We start from the raw sequence: 16,207 nt of genomic DNA, 5'->3' as shown, positions 1-16,207 counted from the left end.
AGGGAGATGACCGATGGCGGACGACAAGAGCAAACGTGGTGCGGCCGATCGGGCGCGCGTCGCGGCCGGTGAAGGCTATGAAGTGAATTACTTTGCGCGCAAGCACGGCATTACCAAGCAGCAGGCCGAAGACCTGATCGGCAGGGTTGGCAATGATCGCGAGAAACTGAACGCGGCGGCGTCGAAGCTGAAGAAGGCGTAAGGTCGCGGCCGAGCGAGCGGATCGGGTCGCTCCTCGGCGCTTTGATCCTCATCCAGGCTGCGGGCCGTCGGTGATGTGCCTGCCAGGAGATGACGATGGCCGTGACCGATCTCGCGACGCGCACCTACGATCACGGCTTTCGGCTCGATCCGATCGTACGCAGCCTGCTGGACACCGATTTCTACAAGCTGCTGATGTTGCAGATGATCTGGCGTCTGTATCCGGCGGTGGAGGCCGAATTCGGGCTGATCAACCGCACCACGCGGGTCCGGTTGGCCGACACCATCGATGAAGGCGAGCTTCGCGCGCAGCTCGACCATGCACGATCGGTCACCTTCGGCAAGAAGGAGCTGATATGGCTGGCCGGAAACAGTTTTGCCGGCCAGACGCGAATGTTCGACCCCGACTTCATCGCTTGGCTGGCGGCGTTTCGCCTGCCGGAGTATGCGTTGCGCCGCGTCAGTGGACAGTTCGACCTGCGCTTCGCTGGTCCCTGGACCCACACGACGATGTGGGAAATCCCCGCATTGACGATCATCAACGAATTGCGATCGCGCGCCGCGATGCGGGGTCTGGGGCGTTTCGCGCTCGACGTGCTGTACGCGCGGGCCAAGGCCAAGCTGTGGGATAAGGTCGATCGGCTGCGCAGGCTGTCCGACCTCGTCGTTTCCGACTTCGGCACGCGTCGGCGGCACAGCTTCCTGTGGCAGCGCTGGTGTGTGGAGGCGTTGAAGGAAGGGCTCGGCGACCGGTTCATCGGTACGTCCAATGTCCTGCTGGCGATGGACGCCGATCTCGAAGCGATCGGGACCAACGCGCACGAGCTGCCAATGGTGCTTGCCGCGCTCGCCGAATCCGACGCCGATGTCGCAGCGGCGCCGTATCATGTGCTCGACGATTGGCGGCACAGCTACGGCGGCAACCTGCTGATCGTCCTGCCCGACACGTTCGGTACCGAGGCGTTTCTGGCCAATGCTCCCGACTGGGTCGCCGATTGGACCGGCTTTCGCCCCGACAGTGCGCCGCCGATCGCGGGGGGCGAACGGATCCTGCGCTGGTGGCAGGCCCATGGTCGCGACCCGCGCGACAAGCTGCTGATCTTTTCGGACGGCGTGGACGTCGATTCGATCGAAGCCACCTACCGCCATTTTCACGGGCGTGTGCGAATGAGTTTCGGCTGGGGCACCAACCTGACCAACGATTTCCGCGGGTGCGCGCCCGATGGCACGACCGGCCTCGATCCCATCTCGCTGGTTGCCAAGGTCAGGACCGTCAACGGCCGCCCGGCTGTCAAGCTGTCCGACAATCCGGCAAAAGCGACCGGCGACCCGTCGGAAATCGCGCGTTATCTGCGCATCTTCGGCGATGCGGGGCGGATCGCACATTCCGTATCAACCTAGGTGAAACGCCTTGCCCGCCGCCGGAACCCGCCCCTGTGCCACGCGCTCTTTCGGCGTGAGGGAGGCCGGGATGACCAGCTGTGCGCGAGAACGGAAGGACCGGACGACCAGTGATGCGGGCGGCGCGATATGACGCCGGCGCGCTGGCCCGAGCGTATCTGGATCGTCCGGCACGGCGAAAGCGCCGGTAACGTCGCACGCGATGCCGCGCATGCGCGGGGGGACGACCGGATCGCCTTGTCGGCGCGCGACGTCGATATCGCCCTGTCGCCGCGCGGCGAGGAACAGGCGCAGGCGCTGGGCGCGTGGTTCGCACGGCGATCGGCGGACGACCGTCCCGACGTGGTCCTTGCGTCGCCCTATGTCCGCGCATGCACGACGGCGGCGCTGTTTCGCGACGCAGGCGGGTGTGCGGACGCGGTTCCGATCTGCATCGACGAGCGGCTGCGCGAAAAGGAGTTCGGCATTCTCGACGGGTTGACGGTCAGCGGCGTCGCTTCGGTCTATCCCGACCAGGCCGAATTCCGCCGACTGCTCGGCAAATTCTACCATCGTCCGCCCGGCGGCGAGAGCTGGTGCGACGTGATCTTTCGATTGCGGTCGGTGATGGACACGATCGCGCTCCATTACGCCGGCCGCCGGGTCATGATCGTCGCGCATCAGGTCGTCGTCCTCTGCCTGCGCTACGTCATCGAAAACCTGACCGAGGCGGAGATCCTGGCGATCGATGCCGCCGGCGACGTCGCCAACTGTTCGGTCACCGAATATCGCTTCGACCCCGCGGCCGGGGATAGCGGCGGCCTGGTTCTGACGCGCTACAACAGTGTGCCGCATCTGGCGCGGACCGATACGCCGACCGTCACCGCCGAGCCCGAGCGGACGCCCGGAGTGCGCGGATGAGCGACACCGAGACACCGATCGACAGCGCCTGGCTGGCAGCCCATCCCTTGCCGGTCCATGGCCCGGGAACGACCAAGAATAGCCGTGGCCGCGTGCTTATCGTCGGGGGGTCGCGCAAGGTGCCGGGCGCGACGCGGCTGACGGGCGAAGCGGCGTTGCGGGCGGGCGCCGGCAAGGTGCAACTCGCGACCGTCGAGGCGGCAGCGGTGCCGCTCGGTCTGCTCGTTCCCGAAGCCGCCGTCATTGCCGTGCCGGAGGACGACCGGGGCGAGATCGGGCACGCTGCGGCGGCGCTGGATCCCGCGCTCGGGGCCTGTGATACGGTCGTGCTCGGTCCCGGAATCGGCGATCCCGATGTGGCGGCGCATCTGCTCGATGTCATTTTGCGCGCCCCCGGCGACGACCTGACGCTCGTCGTCGATGCAGTGGCGATCGGGTGTCTGAAGGCGGTTCGTGCCGATCTGGCGCGGTTCTCCGGGCGGATCGTCCTGACGCCGCATTACGGGGAGATGGCCGTGCTCTGCGACCGCGACGAAGCGGCGATCGCTGCCGATCCGATATGCGTCGCGCGCGATGCGGCGCAGGCGTTCGGCGCGGTCGTTGCGCTGAAAAGCAGCGCTACGGTTATCGCCACGCCCGATGGTACGACGCTGTCCTACGGCGGTGGCGGGGTCGGTCTTGCCACCGGTGGGTCGGGCGATGTGCTGGCCGGGGCGATTGCCGGGTTGGTGTCGCGCGGGGCGGCGCCGCTCGTCGCGACGGCGTGGGGCGTGTGGTTGCACGGGCAGAGCGGCCGGCGCCTGGCGACCACCGATGGTCCGATCGGCTTCCTCGCGCGCGATCTGCCCGGCCAATTTCCCCATATGTTGCCGCAATGAGCGGCCCGGCACTGGATCGGTGCACGGTCGTGCTCGCCCTCGCCGGCGGCAATGCCTTGGGTGCCTATCAGGCTGGGGTGTATCAGGCGCTCCACGATCGCGGCATCCGTCCGGACTGGGTGGTCGGCACCTCGATCGGCGCGATCAACGGCGCGATCATTGCCGGCAATCGCGACGAGGACCGTATCGATCGCCTGACCCGGCTCTGGCATCCCGCCCGCGACCGAAACAGGTGGCCGATGTGGTGGGATGCGGTCCCCGATGATTGGCGGCGGACGAGCGAGACGCTGGCGACGGCTCTGGCCGGACGCCCCGGTCTGTTCGGGCCGATCGGCACGGGGCTGGCGACGCGAGGCGATCCGCCCGCCCTTTACGCCTCGGCCCCCATCGGGGCTGCCTTGGCGAATCTGGTCGATGGCGCGTGGCTGAACGGTGGAGCGGTTCGCTTCACCGCCTTCGCCGTCGATCTGGATACGGGCGACGAAGTCGTGTTCGACACGTGTCGGACCACGGTGACGACCGATCACATCCGGGCCAGCGCGGCGATGCCGCCGCTGTACCCGCCCGTCGAGATCGACGGACGCTTCCTCGTCGATGGCGGACTGGCCGCGAACCGGCCGCTCGATCCACCGCTCGGCGAACCGGCCGCAACGCCGCTGCTGTGCATCGCCGTCGACCTGTTGCCGGCGAGCGCCGCGACGCCGCGCAGCCTGGGCGACATGGCCGGACGGGCGCAGGACTTGGCCTTCGCCTGTCAGACCCGCCGCAGCATCGCCCGGTGGCAGCTCGCCTATGCGACGGAAGCCTATCGCGATCGATCGGCGACCGTCGTCCGCCTCACCTATGCCGATCAGGCGCGCGAGATCGCCGCCAAGGCGCTGGACTTCTCTCCGGCGTCCGCGCGCGAACGCTGGGACGCAGGTCTTCGCGACGGGAGCGCGTTCGCCGACAAGCTCGCCAGCGGGGCAATACCGGTCGGCGCGCCGGGCCTGACCGTCATCGACAATTGACGTGGACTAAGAACGCCCTACGCGCGGGCGATCGCTTCGACCCACCGTGCGATCTCCGGCTGGTCCATGTCGGTCGTATTGAACACGACGATGGTTTCGCTGCGCGCAAGGCGGTGGGCGATGTGCGTGCGATATGCCTGAACCTTGCCCGTCTCCCACGCCCAGGGCTCGCCGTCGATCGCGTGAACACGCCCGCCGAGCGCATAATCCTCCTCGCGCCACCGGACCCGCGTCAGGTCCGACCGCGATCGCGGCGTCAGCAGTGGACCGTGGAAGATGCCATGGGCCGCGCGCACGGCGTCGCCGACCGTTCCCGCGACATTGCCAGATGCCGCCAGGAAAGGGGGAACGGTGGCCATCTTGCGCACCGGCGGGCTGATGGAGGCATAGGCCGCCGCCAGATTGGGCACGGCCGGCTGGCCGGTCTGGACGAAGCCGGCACCGGACATGCCCAGCGGCCGCAACACCAGCTGCCGCATCAGCGCCGGGAAATCCCGACCCGATACGCTCTCGAGAAGATGGGCGACGATCGCCCGGTTGAGCGCCGCATAGTCCCAGCCCTCGCCCGGCGGGAATGTCGGATCGCCACCCCCGAACCGCGCCACGATGTCCGCCGTCGCCGCGGTGGAGGTGCGCAGTTCCGGCTCGGTCGCGATCTGCCGGGTCAGCAGGTCGGGTATGCCGCTCGTGTTCGACAGCAGATGATCGACGCGAACGCGCTGACCGGTATCCGCGCGGAACCGGGGCAGGTAGGTGGCGATCGGCGCGTCGAGCCTGAGCCGCCCTTGCTCCGTCAGTCGCAGCGCCGCGACGCTGGTCAGCCATTTGGAGGCGGACCCCCACCGGATCGCGGTCGTCTCCGCAAACGGCGTCCGCTTCTCCACGTCGGCGAAACCGGCGGTCCGAACATGCGCGATCCGACCGCCGCGGGCATAGGCGACAAGGCCGTTGAAATTGCTCGGCAGCACGATCTCGGCGATCGCCTGCCTCTTGCTTGCCTGGACGGCACGGGCCGACGCTTCGGCACCCAACGCCATCGCGGCGCTGCCTATCACAAAACCCCGCCGATTAAGCATTCGTCGCCCTCTCCCTGACGGGCGCCCTACCAGTCTTCGCCGATCTACCAAGTCGAAAAGTGGCAGGCGCCGCGCCGCGCGCGTCAGTCGCCGCCGTCGAGCGCCGCGACGGCGGCGCGCAATTCCTCGGCGCGGAAGGGTTTGGCCAGGCGGGGGATGTCGGATGCGATCCCCTCGACGTCGGCATAGCCCGATACGACCAACGCGGGCAGCGTCGGCGCGATCGACCGGGCGACGCGGACGAGCTCCATGCCGTCCATTCCCGGCATCAGATGGTCGGTCACGAGCAACGTGATGTCCGATCGCTCGCGCAGAAGGGGCAGGGCTTCCTCGGCGGAATTCGCCTCGATCACGCCGTAGCCGAATTCCTCCAGCATGTGCGCGGTCGTCGCGCGAACCGCCGGTTCGTCGTCGACCAACAGCGCCGTGCCGCGCCCGCCCGGGCAATCCGCGTCCGCGGGCCGTGTGTCGGAGGGCGTCGGGGCACGCATCGTCGCGGTCGGCAACCACATCTCGATGTTCGTCCCCAACCGGGGTTGGCTGAAGATGCGCAGGGCGCCGCCCAGCTGCTGCGCCAGGCCGTGAACCATCGACAGTCCCAGCCCGGTGCCCTTGCCGATACCCTTCGTCGAAAAGAAGGGTTCGATCGCGCGCGCCATCGTCTCTTCGTCCATGCCGACACCAGTATCGGCGACCGAGATCATCACGTAATCGCCGGCGCGCAGATCATGGCTCTTGCGCTCCAGCCGGCGCGCGGCGGCGGTGATGCGCAGCGTGCCGCCATCGGGCATCGCGTCGCGGGCGTTCACGCTGAGGTTGAGCAGCGCCATTTCGACCTGGTTGAAATCCGCCTGCGCGGGCGGCAGGTCGTCGGGGGCGTCGACGATCACCTGGACCTGCGGCCCGCTCGTGCTCGCGACAAGCTCCCCCATGCCCGCGATCAGCGCACGGATGTCGATCGCGGTCGGCTGCAACGGCTGGCGCCGGGCAAAGGCCAGCAGGCGCTGGACGAGCGTGCGCGCGCGTTCGGCGGACTGGAATGCGCCCGCGATCAGCTGGCGCTCGCGATCGGTGCCGATCTGGCGGCGGGTCAGCAGGTCGAGCGAACCGATGATCGGGGTCAGCAAATTGTTGAAATCATGCGCAACCCCGCCGGTCAGCTGGCCGAGCGCCTCGACCTTCTGCGCCTGACGCAGCTGTTCCTCGGCCTCGGCCAACCTGCGTTGTTCGGCCAGCCGTTCGGTCACGTCGTGAACGATCTGATAGGCGCCGACCCGGCGGCCGTCGGGGTCGCGCAGCGTGCTGAAGGTGATCTCGAAACACCGCCGGCCGAAGCGCGGATCGCCGAATTCCTCGGTCAACGTAAATTCTTCGCCGGCCAGGGCCCGGCCCCATACCCGCTCGACCTGCGCCCGTTCCTCCGGCAAATGGTCGAGTGCCTCGAGCATCGACCGGCCGATCGTCGGACGCACGCCATAGACCGATTCGAACGCGGTCGCCGCCGCCCGATTGATTGCCAGCCATCGGAAGTCGAGGTCGGCAACGAAGATGATCGCCGTGGTATTCTCGATCACGTCGGCGAGCAGCTTGCGCTCGGCAAGACCGGCGGCGATCCGTTCCTCCAGCGTTTCGTTCAGATCGCGCAAGGCCTGTTCGGTCTGCTTGCGCGCGGTGATGTCGATCGCGGTGCCGATCACCCGGACGCAGCGGTCGCCCTCGAACACCCCGCGGCCCTTTGCCGCGACCCAGCGGACGACGCCATCCTCCTTGCCGATGGTGCGATATTCGACGTCGTACAGCGCGCGGCGCGCCGGGTCGGCCGCCGCGGCATAGGCCGCCGCGGTCGCATCGAAATCGTCGGGGTGCAGCCCGGCGTAGTAATCGGCCATCGATACCGGCCGGTCAGCAGAGATACCGAACATCGCCTTCACGCGGGGCGGCCAGAACATCGTTCCGTTGACCTCATCGACGTCCCACAGGCCGATTTCCGCTGCCTCGACGGCGAGGCGCAGCTGTTCCTCGTTGGCGCGCAGGTTGGATTCGGCCCCGACGCGTACGATATCCGCCCAGGACCGTTCGGTCACTTCGCGGATCAGCGTCAGTTCGTCGTCGCTCCAGCGGCGCGGCACCTTGTCGTGAATCGCCATCAACGCCCGCAGCCGGCCGTTCTTGACGAGCGGCATGCAGATCGTCGCGGCGATGCCGATGTCCTGGAACGTCTTGGCCTCGTGCGGCGCGATCTCGGCCAGATTGTCGTTGATGATCAGCGGGCGGCCGGCCGACAGCTCCTGTACGGCCAGCGTGCCGAAATCGGCGAGACTGTAATGGCCGACGATCGACGGCGACCCGGGCGCATGCCAGTCACCGCGGATAGTGAAGCCGTCCTCGTCCTCGTCCATGTCGGCATAGGCGCAGTTCGAAAGCGAAAGCTGCGCCGCCACCATTCGCGTCGTGACCTGCAGCACGTCATCGGCATCGTGCAGGCTCGTCACCGCCTGGCTCAGCTCGTCGAGGAACCGGTACAGCTCCTCGCTGCGCGCCAGCTGGCGTTCGGCGCGCACGCGCGGGGTGATGTCGAACACCATCGCCAGCATGCCGGCCGGCTGGCCGTCCGCGCCGTGCAGCGGCATATATTCCAGGTCCATCCAGACCTGTTCGGGGTGCCCGTTCCGCCAGAGTTCGAACTCCTGAGCCGAAAAGCTCAGCGGACGGCCGGCAAGACCTTCCGCGATGACCCGTGCGTTGAAATCCCGCGCTTCCGGCCAGATGTCGAGCAGCCGCCCGCCCAGCGCATCGGGGTGGCGCGGTCCGCACACCTCGGCATAGCCATCGTTATAGAGCAGGATCCCGTCTGCTCCCCACAATACCGTCATCGGCACCGGGGACGACAACACCGTCTGAACGATCGACACAAGCTGCGGCGGCCAGCTCTCCATCGGGCCCAGCGGCGTGGCTGACCAGTCCTTGGCGCGAATCAGGTCACCCGTCGCGCCGCCACCCACCAGAAGCGGCGCGGCCAGCTTTGGTTGCAAACTGGTGGATTCCAGCGGAACCGTGGTGGACGTCATAGGGCGCAATGCTCCTGCGATGGGGTGCCACGGTTCATGTACCCACCATAGGCGCAACGATCACTTGTGACATTGCTACGGATTACACGCCCAGCGTAACGATAACGGATTTCATGGGAGCGTCCTTCATCTCGACGCACCAGCCGCGCTTCCTGCCATTACCGAACGTTTACCTGCACTTGATAGGGTTCGCTGGGGAATGCTGGGGAGGGAAGCCGGCCGATGCAGCCACCGTCCAGGGGCGATCGATACGAACAGATGCTGTCACGATCGGCGACCGCCGCGGTCTGCGCCGGGTCCGACAATCTTATCATCGCCTGGAACTCGGCGGCCGAGACGCTGTTCGGCCATTCTGCCGAAAAGGCGATCGGCCAGCCTCTGTCGATCATCATTCCCGAACGCTTCCGGCCTGCGCACGAGGCGGGGCTCGAGCGCGCCGTCAAATCCGGGCAGGCGCGGCTGGCCGGTCAAGCCGTCGAGATTCTCGCGCTTCACGCCGACGGCTATGAATTGCCCGTCGACCTGTCGCTATCGATGTGGTTCGAAAACGGTGCACCCATGTTCGGCGCGCTCGTCCGCGACGTCACCGACCGCGCCCGGGCGCAGCGGCGGCTGGAGCATCTGGCGCATTGCGACACATTGACCTCGCTGCCGAACCGCAATGCCCTGCAGGCCAAGCTCAAATCCGTGATCGCGAGCGGCCCCGTCGCGTTGCTGATGCTCGATCTCGACGGCTTCAAGCACGTCAACGACACGCTGGGCCATTCCGCGGGCGACATGCTGCTGGCGCGGGTCGCCGACCGGTTGCAACGGGTCGTCGGACCGGACGTATTCCTTGCCCGCATCGGTGGTGACGAATTTGCGGTCGTCGTTCCCGATTGCAACGATCCATGCGCACTCGGCGCGCTGACGACGCGCCTGTTCAATGCGCTCCGTCAGCCCATCGAACTGGCGGCGCAGTCGGTCTTCGTCGATGCGAGCATCGGGATCGCAATGTTCCCGCACGACGCGCGCACCGACGAAGAACTGCTGTGCTGCGCCGACCTCGCACTCCACAGCGCCAAGGCGCAGGGCGGCGGCGTCCGCACCTTCTTCACCCGCGCGATGCAGCTCCGGTCCGAACAGCGGTTGCGCCTCAACGCCGACCTGCGCGGCGCGGTGTCGCGGGGCGAATTCGAGCTGTGGTTCCAGCCGCAGGTTCACGCCGCCACCGGCGCGTTCGCGGGCGTCGAGGCGTTGCTGCGCTGGCGGCATCCCGATCACGGTCTGCTGTCGCCCAGGATCTTCGTCGAAATCCTGGAACAAAGTCCGGTTGCCGACGAAGTCGGCGACTGGATCATCGACCAGGCGTGCAGCACCGCCGCGGCGTGGCAGGCCGCTGGCATGGGGCCACTGCGGATAGGCGTGAACCTGTTTGCCGGCCAGCTGCGGTCGGACCGCCTGTTCGATGTCGTAAGCGCCGCGCTGGACCGCCATGCCGTAGCGGGCTCGTGCCTGGAACTGGAGATCACCGAGAATACGGTGCTTCAGAACCATAGCCAATCCACTCGCGCGTTGCGTCGCCTGCGCAAACTGGGCGTCCATGTGGCGTTCGACGATTTCGGCACCGGTTTCGCGTCGCTCAGCCTCCTTCAGAAATATCCCCTGACCCGATTGAAGATCGATCGCAGCTTCATCGCCAAAATCGACCGGCGCGCCAGCGATGCGGCGATCGTCGGCGCGGTGATCACCATGGCGCAGAGCCTGGGGTTGCAGGTCATCGCCGAGGGTGTCGAAACGCCGTGCCAGGAAGCCGTGCTCCAGAAGCTGCATTGCGATGAGATGCAGGGGTTCCGCTACGGGCGACCGATGCCGGCGGACGAACTATTGCGTCAGTTCGCCTGTCGCCAGACGCTGACCGCCTGAACGGCGCTGTCCTAGGTGATAGACACAGGTTGGGCGGCTGGCCAAAGGCTATAACCCAGATTAAGTCATTGATAAAACGTCGGTATTTCTCCTGCCCGAGGGGAACTGGCGGCAGTGCGCGCGGTTCGGTGTCGCGGAAGGAACGCGCATGCTGGCAATGGATTATCGGGGCCCGTACCGGGTCCGGCTGTCGCAAAAGCCGATGCCGCGGATCGAACATCCCCAGGACGCCGTCGTCCGGGTGACGCGATCGTGCATTTGCGGATCGGACCTGCACCTCTATCACGGGATGGTCCCCGACACCCGCGTTGGCATGACCTTCGGTCATGAGTTCTGCGGGATCGTCGAACAGGTCGGGTCGGCGGTCGAAACGGTGAAGCCCGGCGACCATGTGCTGGTGCCCTTCAACATCGCGTGCGGCCGCTGCCACTTCTGCCAGCAGGGCCTGTTCGGCAACTGTCACGAATCGAACGCGCAGGCGACCGCGGTCGGCGGCATCTTCGGCTATTCCCATACGGCGGGCGGTTACGACGGTGGCCAGGCCGAATATGTCCGCGTGCCCTATGCCGATGTCGGGCCGATGGTGATTCCCGACTGGATGGATCCGGACGACGCCGTGCTGCTGACCGACGTCGTTCCCACCGGCTATCAGGCCGCCGAGATGGCCGGCATCCAGCCGGGGGATACGGTGGTGGTGTTCGGTGCGGGGCCGGTCGGCATCATGGCCGCGCGCTGCGCCTGGCTGTTCGGTGCCGGGCGCGTGATCGTGTTCGACATGCACGACTACCGCCTCGATTTCGTTCGGCGCTACGCCCCGGCCGAGGTCTATAATTTCAAGGAAGTCGACGACGTCGTCGTGTTCATGAAGAAGACGACCGACGGGCTGGGGGCCGACGTCTGCATCGACGCGGTCGGAGGCGATGCCAAGGGCAATTTCCTGCAGTGGCTGACCGGATCGAAGCTGAAGTTGCAGGCGGGCTCGGCGATCCCGCTCCACTGGGCGATCAATTCGGTGAAGAAGGGCGGCGTGGTGTCGGTGGTCGGCGTCTACGGCCCGACCGGGAACATGGTCCCGATCGGCAACGTCGTGAACAAGGGCATCACGATCCGTGCCAACCAGGCGTCGGTCAAACGCCTGCTGCCGCGGCTGATCGACCATGTCCGCAAGGGGCATATCGATCCCAAGGCAATGATCACGCACCGGCTGCCGCTCGACGCGGTCGCCGACGCCTACCGTATGTTCGCCGACAAGCTCGATGGCTGCATCAAACCCGTGCTGGTGCCCCATGGCTGACGATACCACCCCGCGCGCCGCAGTGGCGCTCGCCAAGACGCGCAGCCCGCATCTGGTCGACCCCGCGACGATCCCGGGATGGGGCGTCGATGCCGACCGCGACAATGATCCGACCTATCCGATGCGTGACCAGTCGCGCGATGTCGGGCTGACCCGCGACTGGGACCGCCCGGCCGGTCAGATGCCTGACGTCGAGATCCTCCAGTCGATCGAGCATGTCCGCCGGCCCGCGGTGGTCGGAACCTCCAGCCCGCCGAGCGGGGTGAGCGGCATGATGCGCCGGGCTGCATTTCGCTGGAGCGAATCCAATTGGCTTCACTGGCTGCTGCTGCTCGGCGCGGACCGCGTCAACGTGGTCGAGGGCGTGGTCGAGGATCTGGCGCAGGCGCGCATTCCCAACATCCCGGCGGAAACCGGCATTCGCGCCCAGATCGCGTTCAACAAACGGGGTCTTGCCAAGAAGACGGTGGTGACTGCCGGGATCGCGGCGCTGGCGGTCGGGCTGATCGCGACGCGGCGCGGGCGGGGCGAGGGCGCCAGCGATAATGTCGCTTAGGATTCATCATCTCAATTGCGGGACGAGCTGCCCCTGGGGCGGGCGGCTGTTCGACGGCACCAGCACCGGGGTGTTGCGCGGGCATATCGTCTGCCACTGCCTGCTGATCGAAACCGACGCCGGGCTGGTACTGGTCGACACCGGTTTCGGCACGCGCGACGTCGCGCAGCCCGACCGCCGGCTCGCGCGCGTCTTTCGCAACCTGAACAACATTCAGCTGCGGCCGGAGGAAACGGCGATCGCGCAGGTCCGCGCCCGCGGCTTCGATCCGGCGGACGTCCGGCACATCGTCATCAGTCATCTCGATTTCGACCACGCTGGCGGGATCGAGGATTTTCCGAACGCGATCGTGCATCTCACTGCGCGGGAGAAGGAAGTCGCGGACCGCGGCGAGGGCGGCGCCTTCGTCGGCACGCGGCGCTATCGCCCGCAGCAATGGGACGAGGCCGATGCGTGGCGGCTCTACCCGATGGGCGGGGGGGAACCGTGGTTCGGCTTCGACGCCGTCCGCCAGCTCGACGGCCTGCCGCCCGAACTTCTGTTGGTGCCGCTGTCGGGCCATACCTGGGGGCATAGCGGAGTCGCGGTCCGGTCCGGCGATGGCTGGCTGCTCCACGCCGCCGATGCCTATTTCCACCGCGACGAGATCCGGCACGCACAGCGCCGCTGCCCGCCAGGCATGCGCGGCTATCAACGGATGATGGAGGTCGACCGCCGCGCGCGGCTGGACAATCAGGCGCGGCTGCGCGCGCTTGCCGCCGATACGGATGCGCAGGTGCGGATCTTCTGCGCGCACGATGCGCAGGAGTTTGCCGAATTCACCCGATGATCGGCGGGGGCGGGACGGCCACCGAAAGCATGCGATCCCTCTGTCTGGAACGTCGCGCCGCCTGAGTCGCTTTAGCCGCCTGGGCATTGACGCCCGCGGAGGTGCCAGATGGCGAACGACACGACGGCGACGCTCTACCGAATGGTCCTGCCCGATCACACCTGCCCCTTCGGCGTGCGCGCCAAGCAGATGCTGGAGGATGCGGGCTTCACCGTCGACGACAAGATCCTCCGATCGCGTGACGAGGTCGAGGCCTTCAAGCAGGACCAGGGCGTCGCCACCACGCCGCAGGTCTTCATCGACGGCGAACGGATCGGCGGCAGCGACGATCTGGCCCGCTATCTGGAGCGCGGATAAGACCGATGCGGCCGGCGCCGGACCCGGTCGGGCCGGGCCAGGAAAGCGTGTGGCGCTATCCCCGCCCCGCGATCGCCGACCCCAGCAATCGGCATATCCGCATCGAGCATCGCGGTGTCGTGGTCGCGGACACGCGTGCGGCGATCCGCACGCTGGAGACCAGCCATCCGCCGAGCTGGTATCTGCCGCCGGACGCGATTGCGGCCGGCCTGCTGCAGCCGTCCGACCGTCGATCCTTCTGCGAATGGAAGGGTGAGGCGATCTACTGGCATGTGTCGATCGGCGACCAGCTGCTGCGCGATGTCGGGTGGAGCTATCCGGACCCGACACCGGCCTTCGCCGTCCTGCGGGACCATATCGCCTTCTACGCCGGTCCATTCGATCGATGCACGGTCGATGGCGAACAGGTGGTCCCGCAACCCGGTGGCTTCTACGGCGGCTGGATCACGTCCGATCTTGCCGGGCCGTTCAAGGGCGTGCCGGGCAGCATGGGCTGGTGACGGGCGATCGTCTCCCCGCTGCGTCGTTTGACGGTCAGCGCGCCGCCGCCGGTCGATAGACCCGCTCGACATGCCCGGCGAGCTCGTCGGGATAGAAATAGACCGGACGCAGTCGGCCGGTCGCGTAGCGATCGATCTGGTCGCGAAAGTGCGGCGAGGCGGGATCGCCGCTCTGGCCGCCGGCCATTACCGCGCTCGCCTTCACCCGCGGGCCGAATTCCACCACCGCGACGAAGCTGTTCCCGCTGGTGCCGTAATAGCGCTTCGTCCCTGGCCACGTCTTCGCGCCGAAGGAGGCGAGGCTGCCCCACTGCGCCGAGGTGAAGGGCACCGGCGTCGACGGCTGCGTATCGTCGAAATGCGGTTTGATCGCGGCGTCCAGACGCTGGAACCGGTTGATATCGCGCCACGGTGTCCGCCAGTTGCCGAAATCGCGCGCCAGCCGGTCGACCGCCCTGGCGAGGGCATCAAGCTTCGCATCACCGGCCACCCGTGTCGCGATATAGTCGGGCACGCTCAGGCGCTCCGACTGGGCGACGCTGCCGTACGTGCGCCAAAGTTCGTCACCCCAGAAAACCGCCAGGCTCGTCGCGACCGAATCATAGCCCCAGCGATGATCCCAGCGTGCGAGCGTCGCGATCGGCTCGGCGAGCGCGTCGCGACGACCGTGGCCGGCCGGAAGCGCGCGCCACGCGGACACCAGTCCCGGCACGAGCCGCGCGAACGCCGGCAGATACGGGTCGTATGCCGCATCGCGCAGCCGCTCGGGCGTCCAGCCGCGCTTTCCCGTCAGTAGCAGGTCGGCATGCTCGCCGCGCGCATTGGCGCCGACCTGGTCCATGTAGCGTGGGTAATCGGCCGCCTTCGGACTGTCGGGCCCGGCCGCGCTCCACGGCCAGTCGTTGGTATTGTGGACCCATCCGACGCGCGGATTGGCGACGTTGGGCAGGCTTTTGAGCGTGTGCAGCCCGCGCCAGTCGGTCGCCGGATCGCTGCCATCGACGGGGCGGGTATAATCGAAGCGGTCGTCGCGCAGCGGCATGAACTGCGGCATCAGGAAGGCGATCTCGCCCCTGCTATCGGCGAACAGCGTGTCGTTCGACGAATTCGCCTTGCGCTCGGCAACCGTCATGAAGCTCGCCAGGTCGGTCGCCTTGGTCCGCAGCCAGCTCTGTTCGAGCGCCGGGATCGGCCGCCACATCAGCGCGGTTGCGATCCACCGGCCATCCATCGCCGCGGTGATCGGCCCGTGATGCGTCCGCCACGTCGGAAAGCGCCGCTCGGCGAGACTGCCATCGGCCCGACGATAGCGCAGCGTGACGACGCGCTCGATCACCGGGCGGGTCTCGGCGCCGTACCGGTACACCCAACCCGCGCCGCGCCGGCTGACGCGTTCGGCGAACTGGTCGACATTGTCGACGGTCGAGGTCGTGTGCATCCACCCGGCGTGGGCGTTGAAACCCTGATAGACGAAGAATTGGCCCCAGGTGCTCGCGCCATACACGTTCAGTCCGGCCGTGCTGGTTACCTGCGCTTCCGATCGGAAATAGAAACTGGTGTGGGGGTTGATCAGCAGCAGCGCGCGCCCGGCGCGCGTCAGCTTGGGCGCGATGGCGATCCCGTTCGACCCGGATGGCTCGCGCGGCACCGCGCCACGCTCTTCCGGGCTGGGCGGGGTCGGGCGGCCGTAGAAGCTCTTCAGATCGGCCAGCGAGATCTTTTCGATATCGCCGCCGATGCTGCCTTCGGTGAAGCTCAGCGCCATCCACGGTTCGAAGCGGGTCAGCACCTTGGGTCTGACCGCCGGGTGCGTCGCCAGATAGAAGTTCAGCCCGTCCGCCCATGCGTCCATCAACGTGCGCAGCCACGCGGGACTGGCGGCATAGTGCGCCTTCAGCTCCGACGGATCGACGAACAGGCGCTGGCGCAGGTCGGCCCATATCGCCTCTTCGCCCTCGGCCTCCGCTGTCCGCCCGAGTGCGGTCAGGTAATTGGCCTCGATCCGCGGGAAGTCATCCTCCGCCTGGGCATAGATCATCCCGAACACCGCATCGGCATCGCTGTGCCCGTGGACATGCGGGATGCCCCAGTCGTCACGGGTGATCGTCACCCGCGCGGCCTGCGCCTGCCACCGCGTCATGTCCGGGTCGGGCGCCGCAGCGGCGATCGCCAGCGCGGACAGGAGGATCACCGGATTGCGCATACGCCTGAGGAGCTTATCCATGGCCTCAG

General features: G+C 67.3%; 14 protein-coding genes. 11 read left to right on the top strand and 3 right to left on the bottom strand.

The genetic code is table 11. From position 1 onward, the window contains the following. Positions 1–13: 13 nt before the first annotated feature. The 5 genes from JW805_13535 to JW805_13515 all read left to right on the top strand — a co-directional run bounded on the left by JW805_13535 (position 14) and on the right by JW805_13515 (position 4,390). Positions 14–202, top strand: coding sequence for a DUF3606 domain-containing protein (locus JW805_13535; protein ID MBN2973041.1), 189 nt, complete (start codon positions 14–16; stop codon positions 200–202). Between the two features lie 95 nt (positions 203–297). Next, positions 298–1,602 (top strand): nicotinate phosphoribosyltransferase, encoded by a 1,305-nt coding sequence (pncB, locus tag JW805_13530; GenBank protein ID MBN2973040.1) that lies wholly within the window; start codon positions 298–300, stop codon positions 1,600–1,602. A gap of 129 nt (positions 1,603–1,731) precedes the next feature. Then, positions 1,732–2,502 carry a histidine phosphatase family protein gene (locus JW805_13525; protein MBN2973039.1) on the top strand — a complete coding sequence of 257 codons (771 nt, stop codon included), beginning with the start codon at positions 1,732–1,734 and terminating at the stop codon, positions 2,500–2,502. Further along, positions 2,499–3,380, top strand: coding sequence for an NAD(P)H-hydrate dehydratase (locus JW805_13520; protein MBN2973038.1), 882 nt, complete (start codon positions 2,499–2,501; stop codon positions 3,378–3,380). The genes JW805_13525 and JW805_13520 overlap by 4 nt, the downstream gene beginning before the upstream one ends. Beyond that, on the top strand, positions 3,377–4,390 hold the full coding sequence (locus JW805_13515) for a patatin-like phospholipase family protein (protein MBN2973037.1): 1,014 nt from the start codon (positions 3,377–3,379) through the stop codon (positions 4,388–4,390). Before JW805_13520 ends, JW805_13515 begins: the two co-directional genes overlap by 4 nt. Positions 4,391–4,407: 17 nt before the next feature. On the opposite strand, the gene JW805_13510 is transcribed toward JW805_13515, so the two are convergent. Together JW805_13510 and JW805_13505 are read right to left on the bottom strand one after the other, a co-directional pair. After that, positions 4,408–5,427, bottom strand: a complete 1,020-nt coding sequence (locus tag JW805_13510; protein ID MBN2973036.1) for a beta-lactamase family protein — start codon at positions 5,425–5,427, stop codon at positions 4,408–4,410. Between the two features lie 122 nt (positions 5,428–5,549). Further along, the gene (locus JW805_13505; GenBank protein MBN2973035.1) at positions 5,550–8,534 is read right to left on the bottom strand and encodes a PAS domain S-box protein; all 2,985 of its coding nucleotides are present in this window, start codon (positions 8,532–8,534) and stop codon (positions 5,550–5,552) included. Positions 8,535–8,756: 222 nt separating this feature from the next. Between JW805_13505 and JW805_13500 the strand changes: the two genes are divergently transcribed. From JW805_13500 to JW805_13475, 6 genes are all read left to right on the top strand, one after another. Then, positions 8,757–10,439 carry an EAL domain-containing protein gene (locus tag JW805_13500; protein ID MBN2973034.1) on the top strand — a complete coding sequence of 561 codons (1,683 nt, stop codon included), beginning with the start codon at positions 8,757–8,759 and terminating at the stop codon, positions 10,437–10,439. Between the two features lie 148 nt (positions 10,440–10,587). After that, the gene (locus tag JW805_13495; protein ID MBN2973033.1) at positions 10,588–11,733 is read left to right on the top strand and encodes a glutathione-dependent formaldehyde dehydrogenase; all 1,146 of its coding nucleotides are present in this window, start codon (positions 10,588–10,590) and stop codon (positions 11,731–11,733) included. Continuing rightward, complete coding sequence (locus JW805_13490; protein ID MBN2973032.1) at positions 11,726–12,289, top strand: hypothetical protein; 564 nt, start codon at positions 11,726–11,728, stop codon at positions 12,287–12,289. The genes JW805_13495 and JW805_13490 overlap by 8 nt, the downstream gene beginning before the upstream one ends. Beyond that, positions 12,279–13,118, top strand: coding sequence for an MBL fold metallo-hydrolase (locus JW805_13485; GenBank protein ID MBN2973031.1), 840 nt, complete (start codon positions 12,279–12,281; stop codon positions 13,116–13,118). The genes JW805_13490 and JW805_13485 overlap by 11 nt, the downstream gene beginning before the upstream one ends. 108 nt (positions 13,119–13,226) lie before the next feature. Continuing rightward, entirely contained in the window at positions 13,227–13,475 is a 249-nt protein-coding gene (locus JW805_13480) for a glutaredoxin 3 (GenBank protein MBN2973030.1), read from the top strand. A 5-nt stretch (positions 13,476–13,480) separates the two neighbouring features. After that, positions 13,481–13,975, top strand: a complete 495-nt coding sequence (locus tag JW805_13475) for a DUF427 domain-containing protein (protein MBN2973029.1) — start codon at positions 13,481–13,483, stop codon at positions 13,973–13,975. 34 nt (positions 13,976–14,009) lie between these two features. On the opposite strand, the gene JW805_13470 is transcribed toward JW805_13475, so the two are convergent. Further along, positions 14,010–16,199, bottom strand: coding sequence for a penicillin acylase family protein (locus JW805_13470; GenBank protein MBN2973028.1), 2,190 nt, complete (start codon positions 16,197–16,199; stop codon positions 14,010–14,012). Between the last annotated feature and the right edge of the window lie 8 nt (positions 16,200–16,207).

This window comes from Roseomonas aeriglobus (assembly GCA_016937575.1).
Lineage (GTDB): Bacteria > Pseudomonadota > Alphaproteobacteria > Sphingomonadales > Sphingomonadaceae > Sphingomonas > Sphingomonas aerigloba.
Note: the sequence above shows the minus strand (reverse complement) of the source record. Positions and strands in the feature narration are given on the sequence as shown.

Excerpts from the sequence above, each read along its gene's own strand:
- JW805_13535 (MBN2973041.1), top strand. The coding sequence starts at position 14 with ATGGCGGACGACAAGAGCAAACGTGGTGCGGCCGATCGGGCGCGCGTC.
- pncB (MBN2973040.1), top strand. The coding sequence starts at position 298 with ATGGCCGTGACCGATCTCGCGACGCGCACCTACGATCACGGCTTTCGG.
- JW805_13525 (MBN2973039.1), top strand. The coding sequence starts at position 1,732 with ATGACGCCGGCGCGCTGGCCCGAGCGTATCTGGATCGTCCGGCACGGC.
- JW805_13520 (MBN2973038.1), top strand. The coding sequence starts at position 2,499 with ATGAGCGACACCGAGACACCGATCGACAGCGCCTGGCTGGCAGCCCAT.
- JW805_13515 (MBN2973037.1), top strand. The coding sequence starts at position 3,377 with ATGAGCGGCCCGGCACTGGATCGGTGCACGGTCGTGCTCGCCCTCGCC.
- JW805_13510 (MBN2973036.1), bottom strand. The coding sequence starts at position 5,427 with ATGGCGTTGGGTGCCGAAGCGTCGGCCCGTGCCGTCCAGGCAAGCAAG.
- JW805_13505 (MBN2973035.1), bottom strand. The coding sequence starts at position 8,534 with ATGACGTCCACCACGGTTCCGCTGGAATCCACCAGTTTGCAACCAAAG.
- JW805_13500 (MBN2973034.1), top strand. The coding sequence starts at position 8,757 with ATGCAGCCACCGTCCAGGGGCGATCGATACGAACAGATGCTGTCACGA.
- JW805_13495 (MBN2973033.1), top strand. The coding sequence starts at position 10,588 with ATGCTGGCAATGGATTATCGGGGCCCGTACCGGGTCCGGCTGTCGCAA.
- JW805_13490 (MBN2973032.1), top strand. The coding sequence starts at position 11,726 with ATGGCTGACGATACCACCCCGCGCGCCGCAGTGGCGCTCGCCAAGACG.
- JW805_13485 (MBN2973031.1), top strand. The coding sequence starts at position 12,279 with ATGTCGCTTAGGATTCATCATCTCAATTGCGGGACGAGCTGCCCCTGG.
- JW805_13480 (MBN2973030.1), top strand. The coding sequence starts at position 13,227 with ATGGCGAACGACACGACGGCGACGCTCTACCGAATGGTCCTGCCCGAT.
- JW805_13475 (MBN2973029.1), top strand. The coding sequence starts at position 13,481 with ATGCGGCCGGCGCCGGACCCGGTCGGGCCGGGCCAGGAAAGCGTGTGG.
- JW805_13470 (MBN2973028.1), bottom strand. The coding sequence starts at position 16,199 with ATGGATAAGCTCCTCAGGCGTATGCGCAATCCGGTGATCCTCCTGTCC.